Origin of the sequence: Microbacterium sp. H6 (genome assembly GCF_003314775.1) — a bacterium.
GTDB lineage: Bacteria > Actinomycetota > Actinomycetes > Actinomycetales > Microbacteriaceae > Microbacterium > Microbacterium oxydans.
The window spans coordinates 26,030-35,754 of the sequence record NZ_QOAY01000166.1; the positions used below are offsets into that span (position 1 = coordinate 26,030).

At 69.1% G+C, this 9,725-nt stretch carries 8 protein-coding genes; 5 read left to right on the plus strand and 3 right to left on the minus strand.

Translation table 11 applies throughout. From position 1 onward, the window contains the following. Positions 1 to 151 precede the first annotated feature (151 nt). The 3 genes from DSP71_RS10465 to DSP71_RS10475 are packed head-to-tail and all read left to right on the plus strand — an operon-like array spanning position 152 to position 5,840. Positions 152 to 1,645 (plus strand): FGGY-family carbohydrate kinase, encoded by a 1,494-nt coding sequence (locus DSP71_RS10465; RefSeq protein WP_113681054.1) that lies wholly within the window; start codon positions 152 to 154, stop codon positions 1,643 to 1,645. Continuing rightward, positions 1,642 to 4,209: a GH116 family glycosyl-hydrolase gene (locus DSP71_RS10470; protein ID WP_113681048.1), complete on the plus strand. Its 2,568-nt coding sequence runs from the start codon at positions 1,642 to 1,644 to the stop codon at positions 4,207 to 4,209. The genes DSP71_RS10465 and DSP71_RS10470 overlap by 4 nt, the downstream gene beginning before the upstream one ends. Continuing rightward, a complete protein-coding gene (locus DSP71_RS10475; RefSeq protein ID WP_061015236.1) occupies positions 4,206 to 5,840 on the plus strand; it encodes a fucose isomerase in 1,635 nt (544 codons plus the stop codon). The genes DSP71_RS10470 and DSP71_RS10475 overlap by 4 nt, the downstream gene beginning before the upstream one ends. A gap of 14 nt (positions 5,841 to 5,854) precedes the next feature. On the opposite strand, the gene DSP71_RS10480 is transcribed toward DSP71_RS10475, so the two are convergent. Beyond that, complete coding sequence (locus DSP71_RS10480) at positions 5,855 to 6,166, minus strand: hypothetical protein (RefSeq protein ID WP_113681049.1); 312 nt, start codon at positions 6,164 to 6,166, stop codon at positions 5,855 to 5,857. Positions 6,167 to 6,404: 238 nt separating this feature from the next. Here DSP71_RS10480 and DSP71_RS10485 point away from each other — a divergent pair, with 238 nt between their 5' ends. Both DSP71_RS10485 and DSP71_RS10490 read left to right on the plus strand, forming a co-directional pair. Then, complete coding sequence (locus DSP71_RS10485; RefSeq protein WP_218867275.1) at positions 6,405 to 7,232, plus strand: hypothetical protein; 828 nt, start codon at positions 6,405 to 6,407, stop codon at positions 7,230 to 7,232. Continuing rightward, positions 7,229 to 8,098, plus strand: coding sequence for an alpha/beta fold hydrolase (locus DSP71_RS10490; RefSeq protein ID WP_147251290.1), 870 nt, complete (start codon positions 7,229 to 7,231; stop codon positions 8,096 to 8,098). Before DSP71_RS10485 ends, DSP71_RS10490 begins: the two co-directional genes overlap by 4 nt. Here DSP71_RS10490 and DSP71_RS10495 read toward each other — a convergent pair. Both DSP71_RS10495 and DSP71_RS10500 read right to left on the minus strand, forming a co-directional pair. After that, on the minus strand, positions 8,095 to 8,940 hold the full coding sequence (locus tag DSP71_RS10495; protein WP_113681051.1) for a helix-turn-helix transcriptional regulator: 846 nt from the start codon (positions 8,938 to 8,940) through the stop codon (positions 8,095 to 8,097). The two genes, DSP71_RS10490 and DSP71_RS10495, sit on opposite strands and share 4 nt — an antisense overlap. 40 nt (positions 8,941 to 8,980) lie before the next feature. Next, positions 8,981 to 9,725: HAD-IC family P-type ATPase (locus DSP71_RS10500; RefSeq protein ID WP_113681052.1), on the minus strand; the 745-nt coding region annotated here is incomplete at its 5' end.

A 9,725-nucleotide genomic window follows, 5' to 3' on the forward strand; every position in this document is an offset into this window, starting at 1 on the left:
GTGCGGCTCGGGCTCGAGCCCGTGAAGAGTGGAGAGCGCGCGCTCCCCGCAGATCGTGCAGGAAAGGTCGGATCTTCTTGCGATGTGAAATCGATTTCGCATAAAGTGGCCACAGGTTTCAGATTCTGTGCCCGGTTTCAAGGAGGACACCATGCGCTGCACCCTCGGGGTGGACATCGGCACGTCCAGCAGCAAAGGCGTGCTGGTGGGGGTCGACGGCACGATCATCGCGTCGGCGAGCCGTGCGCACGAGGTCCGCCGCCCCCACACCGGCTGGGTCGAGATGGACGGCGACGTGTGGTGGGACGAGTTCGTCTCGATCTCTCGCGAGCTGCTTGAGACGGTGCCCGATGCCGAGGTGGTCGGAGTCGGTGTGAGCGGGATGGGGCCGTGCATCCTCCTCGCCGACGAGGATGACCGCCCGGTGCGTCCCGCCATCCTCTATGGCGTCGACACACGCTCGACGGCGCAGATCGATCGGATGACGGCCGACCTCGGCATCGAGGAGATCACGCGCGTCGGCGGATCGACGCTCACCTCGCAGGCGGGTGGCCCCAAGATCGCCTGGATCGGGGATGAGGAGCCGGAGGCCCTGGCGCGTGCGCGACGCCTCTTCATGCCGGCGTCGTGGCTGACCAGGAACCTCACCGGGGCGTATGTGCTCGACCACCAGTCCGCGAGTCAGGTCTCGCCGTTCTACGACATCGAGGCCGAGAGCTGGTACGGGCCGTGGTGGGAGCTGTACGCGGGCGGTATCGAGCAGCCCGCACTGCTCTGGGCGGGCGACTTGGCAGGAGAGGTCACCGCCGCCGCGGCAGCGGCAAGCGGCATCCCGGCGGGAACACCCGTGATCACGGGCAGCATCGACGCCTGGACGGAGGCGGTCAGCGTCGGCGCGCACGAGGTCGGCGACCTCATGCTCATGTACGGGACGACGATGTTCCTGGTCGCGACGGGGGCGGAGACTCTGCGCACCCCGTCGATGTGGACCACTGCGGGAGCGTTCGCCGGCACACGCAACCTCGCGGGCGGGCTCTCCACGTCCGGCGCGCTGACCGCCTGGTTGAAGGATCTGACCGGGGCGGATTACCCCGAGCTGCTGGCAGAGGCGGAGCTCTCTCCACCCGGTGCGAGGGGATTGCTCGTGCTGCCGTACTTCGCCGGGGAGCGTACCCCGATCCAAGACCCTGATGCCCGGGGCGTGATCGCCGGACTCACGCTCGAGCACACGCGAGGCGACCTCTATCGTGCCGCTCTCGAGGCCACGGCGCTCGGCGTGCGCCACAACGTGGAGACCATGCGCGCGGCGGGTGCCGACATTCGTCGGATCGTCGCGGTGGGCGGGGGCACCCAGGGGCGGCTCTGGCTGCAGGTGGTCTCCGACGTGACAGGTCTCGTGCAGGAGGTGCCGCAGACGACGATCGGCGCGAGTTACGGTGCGGCCTTCCTCGCCGCGACCGCGATCGCCGCGCCTGACGAGACGCCGGTGATCACGGACTGGAACCCCGTCGCGGAGACGATCCGGCCTGATGAGGCGCTGCGCCCGGCCTACGACGACCTGTTCGACAGATACGTGCGCCTCTACGCGGATTCGAAGGACGTCGTGCACGAACTCGCAGACACGCAGCGCGGAGCATCCGCATGACCCGCGAACGGCGCGCCCGCGGTATCCCGCACACGTCGCAGGCGACGGCGTTCCCGCTGGGAGGCATCGGGACGGGCAATGTGTCGATCGGTGCCAGGGGAGAGCTGCGCGACTGGGAGCTCGAGAACCTTCCGGACAAGGGGCGTCGCAACCCGCACTCCTTCTTCGCGATCCACGCGGCTCCGGAGGGCGGCGACGCGGTCACCCGAGTGCTCGAAGCGCGGCTCGGCGGGCGTCACGATGCAGACGCGGGCTACGCGTTCGACCAGCTCGCGGGCCTCCCGCGACTCGATGCCGCGACGCTGCACGGCGAATACCCGGTGGTCGACGTCGACTTCAGCGACGCCGTCCTACCGGTCGACGTCTCGCTGCACGCCTTCACACCCCTGGTGCCTCTCGACGCGGACGAGTCCGGCATCCCGGCAGCGGTGCTGCGTTACCGCGTGACGAACCCTGGGTCGGTCCCGGTGGCGGTCACGGTCGTGGGCAGCATCTCGCACACGGCGGGGCGTGGCACCCCGGGGCCGGATGCGCCATGGGGGATGCGTGCGACGCAGACGGTGCGCTGGCGCGACGACGGCGAGGTGCGCGGACTCGACTTCGGGGTGGAACTGCCCGAGGATGACTTCGGCTACGGGACGCTGAGCCTCACCACGACGGATGCGGCCACGACCGCCAAGCCGCAGTGGGTCACCAGCTACTGGCCCGACGGTGCACGGCTGTTCTGGAACGATCTGACTGACGACGGGCTGCTCGCGGCGGAGCCGAGGCTCACGCTGGAGGATCGGCCCAGAGGGCTCTTCGCCGAACCCGATGCCGACCCGGACGCCGCGCCGCTGACCGAAGCGGAGATGCTGGCGAAGCTTCCCCGTCTGCGCACCGGCTCGCTCGGCATCGTGCACGTCCTCGCTCCCGGTGAGAGCCGCGACTTCGAGTTCGTGCTGTCGTGGAGCTTCCCGAATCGTCGTCGTGGGTGGAACGGGCATATCGTGTTCGCCGACCCGAACCTCGACGAGATCGTGCGGAACCACTACGCGACGCTGTGGCCGGATGCCTGGGCCGCCGCTGCCCACGTGCACGCGCACCTCGCAGAGCTCGAGGAGACGACGGATGCGTTCGTCGAGGCGCTGTACGGCGGGAGTCTCGATCCGGTGCTGATCGATGCGATCGGAGCGAACATCGCGGCCGCCCGTTCCACGACCGGCTTCGTCATCGAATCCCCGAACTCCGAGCTGGGCGATGGACCGGTGTTCGCGGCGTGGGAGGGATCTTTCGATCACGGCGGCTCGTGCGAGGGCACCTGTACCCACGTGTGGTCGTATGCGCAGACCCTCGCCTGGCTCTTCCCCTCGCTCGAAAGAAGTGCTCGGCGGGTGGAGTATCTGCTCGAGACGGACGAGTCCGGGGCGCAGAAGTTCCGCGGCAACCGCGTCTTCGGAGGTCCCTCCTGGTTCATGGGTCCGGCCGTCGACGGACAGCTCGGCACTCTGCTCCGCCTGCACCGGGAATGGCGCTTCAGCGGAGACGACGACTTCCTGCGTGAACTGTGGCCCGCAGCGGCTCGCACCCTGGACTTCGCGATCAGGGTCTGGGATCGCGACGGAGACGGGCTCCTCGACGGGGAGATGCACAACACCTACGACATCGAGTTCCACGGGGCAGAGCCCCTCGCGAACGGCGTGTACCTCGCGGCGCTCCGGGCGGGTACGCGCATGGCTGCCCATCTCGGTGAGGACCGGCGGGCGGAGGCATGGTCGGCTCGAGCGGACCATGTCGCCGCGGCGATGGACGAGACGCTGTGGAACGGTGAGTACTACCGCCAGGTGATCGGCGATGCCGACGCGCACCGGTACCAGTACGGCGATGGCGTGCTGTCGGATCAGCTCCTCGGGCAGTTCCACGCATTCGTGAACGGCCTCGGGCACATTCTTCCCCCGGAACGAGTCGATTCGGCGCTTGCCGCGATCGTGGCGCACAATCACCGTGACGACCTGTCTGCGCACGAGAGCACGCAGCGCGTCTACGCCCTGAACGACGAAGGTGGGCTCCTGCTCGCATCCTGGCCGCACGGTGGACGCCCGGCGATCCCCTTCGTCTACTCCGACGAGGTGTGGACGGGAGTCGAGCATCAGGTCGCGGCCTCGCTTCTCTATGCCGGCCGCGTCGATGACGCGATCCTCGTCGAGCGTTCGTTGCGCGGGCGGTATGACGGGCGTCACCGCAGTCCGTGGAACGAGATCGAATGCGGCAACCACTACGCACGATCGCTCGCGTCGTGGGCGCTTCTGCTCGGAGCGAGCGGTGTGCAGTGGGATGCCCCAAGCGGCGAGCTCTCCTTCGCTCCGGCGACCGGCGGTGATCTCCGCAGCCTGTTCACCACGGGAACCGGCTGGGGGCGTGTCGAGATCGACGAGCATGAGCTGGCCATCCATCTCGACGGCGGCACGCTCGATGTCGCAGACCTGCGGCTGCGCGGCCGGACCGTCGGCCGCGACATCCGACTCCGAGCCGGGGATACGCATCGTTCCCGGCTCACCCCGACCCCAACCCCGGAGGCATCATGACCACCTACACCCTGCCGACCACGGCATCCCGCCCGACGACCGCTCCGAAGACCGCGTATCTCATCACGTCCGGAGACCTTCGTGAGTCGGCGAACGTGGCGGGGTGGCCCACCCAGGTCGAGCTGGAGACCGGCGTCACCGGGGTGCTGAACGCCCTCGGGTGGGAGGTCATCCGGCCCTTCGGCGTCGACCCCGAGACCGGGCACGGATTCATCTCGAGCCAGCGCATGGGCCTCGAGGTGTTCACGCGCATCCCCGTCGACGCGCCGCTCATCGTCGCGATCGCCAACTGGCAGTACTCGCACCATGTGCTCGCCGGACTGCGATCCCACGAGGGGCCGATTCTCACGGTCGCGAACTTCGCCGGCGATTGGCCGGGCCTCGTCGGCCTTCTCGGGCTGAACGCGGGTCTGACCAAGATGGGCAAGCCCTACGCGACCACCTGGTCCGTCGACTTCGCCGATGAGTGGTTCACCGACGGCATCAAGGAATGGACGGAGTCCGGCGCCATCACGCACGACAGCTCGCACGTCCGACCGCTGCCCGCGCTGCCGGACAGCCCGGAGAAGCAGCTCGGCGAGGCGCTCGCGGCACAGCTGCTCTCCGAGAAGGCGATCATCGGCGTGTTCGATGAAGGCTGCATGGGCATGTACAACGCGATCTTCGACGACGAGCTGCTCAACCCGACCGGCATCTACAAGGAGCGCCTCTCGCAGTCGGCGTTGTACGCCGAGATGCTCGACGTCACGGACGATGAAGCCGACGCCGCGTACGACTGGTTGATCGATGCGGGGATGACGTTCCGCTACGGCGAAGACGGCGTCACCGAGCTCACCCGCGACCAGGTGCAGTGGCAGCTGAAGATGTACATCGCCGCGCTCCGCATCGCCGACGACTTCGGGCTCGACGCGGTCGGCATCCAGTACCAACAGGGCCTGAAGGACCTGGTGCCCGCCTCAGACCTGGCCGAGGGCATTCTGAACTCGACCGAGCGGCCGCCGGTGACCTCGCGCGACGGCTCTCGCGTTCTGCACGAGGGACGGGCCTTCCCGCACTTCAACGAGGCCGACGAGGGTGTCGCCGTGGACGCGCTCGTGACCGACCGGGTGTGGCGCGCGATGGGGCTCGTGCCCGACAACACGCTGCACGACGTCCGCTGGGGCGAGGACTACGACGGACAGTTCGTCTGGGTCTACGAGATCTCGGGGTCGGTGCCGGCATCGCACCTCGGAGGCTGGCAGCACGCGGAGGGATGGCGGCAGGGTCATGTGTTCTTCCCCGCGGGCGGCGCCACGATCAACGGCGTCTCGAAGCCCGGCGAGGTCGTGCTCTCCCGAGTGTTCATCGCCGAGGGCATCCTGCAGGCCGACATCTTCCGGGCGTCGGTGGTCGAGCTGCCGGCGGAGGAGACCCAGCGGCGTAAGGACGCCACGAACCCCGAGTGGCCGATCGCCCACGTGGTGCTGCACGGCGTCTCGCGCGACCAGTTCATGGCACGGCACAAGGCGAACCACGCGCAGCTCGTCTACGCGCCCGACGCCGAGACCGCGGACAAGGCCCTGATCGCGAAGGCCGCGATGTTCGACGGCATGGGGATCAAGGTCAACCTGGTGGGAGACGTGACGATCTGATCGGTCGCTGCACATCACTGCGAGCGCCAGAAGCGGGTCGCGAGGTTCGTGAGTTCCCTGTCGAGGTCGTCGACCTTGATCTCGATGCGGTCGAGCCGGGCATGGAGCCCATCGATCCGGGCCGAGAGCGTGCCTTCGACGCGGTCGATCTTCGCCGAGAGCGTGCCTTCGACGCGATCGATCTTCGCCGAGAGCGTGCCTTCGACGCGGTCGACCTCGGCGCGGATCACCCGGCTGAGCTGGGTCGTCATCAGCGTCATGCCGCCCAGCATCACTGCTGCGAAAACGCCGATCAGAGTCCATACCTGCGGATCGTTCAAGCGCATGCCTCCAGTCTGATTCCGGAGGGCAAGGTTGTCACGGTATTCCGGTCGTGACGTGCTGTCATCCCGGTGGCTGTGGAGCGAATGGCGTGTAGAAGCACCGTGCAGAAGAGGTCAGGAATCGGTTGCAGCCGGAGACTCGGTGACCAAGGGCAACCTGCTCGACGGGCGAGAGCCGTGAACATGCACGCGATGCGTCAGGCCATGGGCCGCGGTGGCGACGGCTTCGAGCATGGAAGGCATGACACTTCATGAAGAGGAAGGGGCCCCGGTCGTCGTACTCGGAGCCACCGGAACGACGGGCTCGCAGGTGGCGGATCTGCTGGAGGCCGCGGATGTGCGGGTGCGACGCGCCTCCCGCCGCTCGCCGTGGCGGTTCGACTGGGACGACGCGAGCACCTGGCCGTCGCTGTTCGACGGTGCCGGGGCGGTGTACGTGGTCCTCCCCGAGGATCCGATGGACCTCACCCCCTTCGCACGGGTGCTCGCCGACGCCGGCGTCGAGCGCGCCGTGGTGCTCACCGCACGAAACCCGGGGGTCAGCGGTGACGGCATCGCGTCCGGAGCGGAGGAGGTGTTCGGTGCCGCCGCGCCCGCTTCGACCTTCCTGCGCCCCTCATGGTTCGCGCAGGGCTTCACCACAGGTCTCTTCGCCGCTCAGCTGGATGCCACCGGCGAGCTGCGGCTGCCGGTGGGAGATGGGAGGGAGCCGTTCATCGATGCACGCGACATCTCCAGAGTCGCAGCGACGCTCCTGCGATCGCAGACGCCGGGCCCGTCGCACGTCGAGCTCTCCGGCCCGCAGTCGCTCTCGTTCGCCGAAGCCGTCGAGATCGTCGGGCGGCGCACCGGGCGTGCCCTGACCTTCGCCGACATCGGGGTCGACGAGTGGCGGGGATCCGTCGCGCCCTACCTGAAGCCGCGGATGGTGGATGCCCTCGCCAACCTGTTCGACGCGATCCGCGCCGGGCGCGATGATCATCTCTCCGACGGCGTCCACGATGTGCTCGGCGAACAGCCGCACTCGCTGGAGGCCGTGGTCGCCCGAGAAAGCGCGGTGGCGCGGTGACCGGCGAAGTGGCCACCGGGCCGATCCCCCGAGGGGTCAACAGGCGGATGGTGCTGGGCGCGGCACTGGGGGTGACCGCCGCGGTCGCTGCGGGAGCGGGCGGGGCGATCGTCCCGTCCGGCAGTGCTTCCGCCTCCCGTTCCCGCGCCGACCTCGTGCTCATCCACGGCGGATCGCACGGCGGCTGGGCCTGGCGGCGCGTCGTCGACGAACTCGATCCTCGCCGGGGACGGATCCTCACGCCCACCCTGCCGGGAGTCGGCGATCGTGCGCACCGTCTCTCGCCCGACATCCGCTTCCAGGACGGCGTGGACGACATCGTGGCGACGATCGATGCCGAGGAACTGCGTGACGTGGTGCTCGTCGGACACAGCATCGGTGGTGCCTATGTCTCCGCCGTCGCCGAGCGGATCTCCGATCGCCTCCGCGGCGCGGTGTACCTCGACGCGGTCGTCGTCGATCCCGGGGAGCGGATCCTCGACGTGCTCACCCCCGCGAGTCGGGCCGCGCTGCCGACCGTGGTCGCGCAGGCGGGTCAGGGGTACTACGTCCCCAAGCCGCAGGATCCGACGATGTTCGGGGTGACGCGTCGGAACGACGTCGAATGGCTCGACCGCAGGCTCACCGGGCACCCGTGGAGCAGTTGGAGCGACGTCGTACCGATCACCGGCCCGATACCCGATGTGCCCCTGCTCTACATCGACTGCACGGCCCCGCCGTTCGCCGATGTCGGCCCGTCGAAGGACCGTGTGCGTGCGCGGCCGGAGCGATGGTCCGTCACGAAGCTCGCGGCGGGACATGACGCCCTCGTCACGGCCCCTGCCGACGTCGCGCGTCTGATCCGGCGCTTCAGCGCGGGGGTCTAGCCCCGGACGCGGCTCGGCGCGGGATCCACGTAGTTGCGCGGACTCGCGCCGAAGCGGCGTTTGAACGCGGTGCTGAGCGCGAACTCGTCCGAATAGCCGAGCCGATCCGCGACGTCTTTCAACGGCATGTCGGGAGAGGCCTCGAGGAGTTCGAGCGCGTGCGCCATGCGCCACCGGGCGAGGTGCGACGACGGCGTCGAGCCGACGACCTCTCGGAAGAGCTTGGCGAACGCGGAGCGGGACATGTGGGCGTGCGCAGCCATGTCGGAGACCGTCCAGACCGTTCCGAGCTCGCTGTGCACCGCCTCGAGTGTGGCCCCGATCCTCGGATGCGCGACGCCGCCGATCCAGCCCGGTGGTGTCGGCGCCGTGTCGATCCAGGCGGCGACCGCCGCGCACACCGCGACTTCGGTGAGCTTGCAGAGCAGGCTGTCGACGACGGGATCGCGCCTGCCCTCGGCGTGCAGCAATGCGACCACGGAGGCCAGCAGCGGTGTGCTGTCGACCACGATCGTCCGGGGGAGCTCCTGCTCGAGGAGCGTGTAGACGTGTCCGCGACTCTTGAACGTGATCGCTTCGACACCGAAGACAGACCGCATCTCGGAGCTGCTCTCGGCCTGGATCTCGCGGGTCAGAGCGATGGTGTCTCCCTCGGCCGGGCACACCACGGCGAGCTGGTCCGAGCGGACGAGGTGGCGTCGTCCTCCGATATCGACGTGAAGGTCGTCGTGCTCCGGAATGACGAGGAGCTGCGGGGGTGCGCCATCGCTGGGGACCGGCGGTCGATGGGCGTCGCAGCGCCGCGACGAGATCACTCTGATGCTCGAGAGGGCGCGATCCACCGAACTCACTCGACCCCCTCGCTGCGCGGCGGACGCCCCGTCACTCCATTCTCTCCCCGTGCCGGGGCGACGGCTCCGGGGTCGATGCCGGGCGCAGCCCGCTGGGTGGTCCGCTGAGCGCCCGCAGGGCGTAGAGGATGGTCGCGAGGTCGACGAGTTCCTGGACGAGCGCACCGACGACCGCCGGGATGACGCCGGTCATCGCGACGATCATGAGCCCGACGCTCAACCCGATGCCGATCCAGATCGCGGTCAGCGCGACCCGGAGCGTGTGGCGGCCGATCGAGACGGCGTCGACGACCTTCGCGAGCGAATCGACGAGGATCACGACGTCTGCGGCATCGCCGGCGGCAGTGGCTCCCTTCGCCCCCATCGCGATACCGATGTCTGCGGCTGCCAGCACGGGCGCGTCATTGACGCCGTCGCCCACCATGAGCACCGGGCGCGGCTGCATCTCGGCGGCGAGCCGCACCTTCTCGGGCGGCAGCAGCTCCGCGTGGATCTCATCGATGCCGAGCCGGCGTCCCACCGATTCCGCCGTCGAATCCACGTCGCCGGTGAGCATCGCGACGCGATCGACGTCGTGCAGCCGCAGCCACGAGATGACGGCGGACGCTTCGGGGCGGGCGGCGTCGGCGAGCACGAGCACGCCGGCGAAGCGCCCGTCCACCGCCACGTAGGCCGCGGCTTCGCCGGGTTCGAGCTGCGCCCGGACGGTGTCGGGTGCGAGCGAGGCGACGTAGGCGGGCTTTCCGACCACGACGGTGCGCCCGGCGATCGTTGCG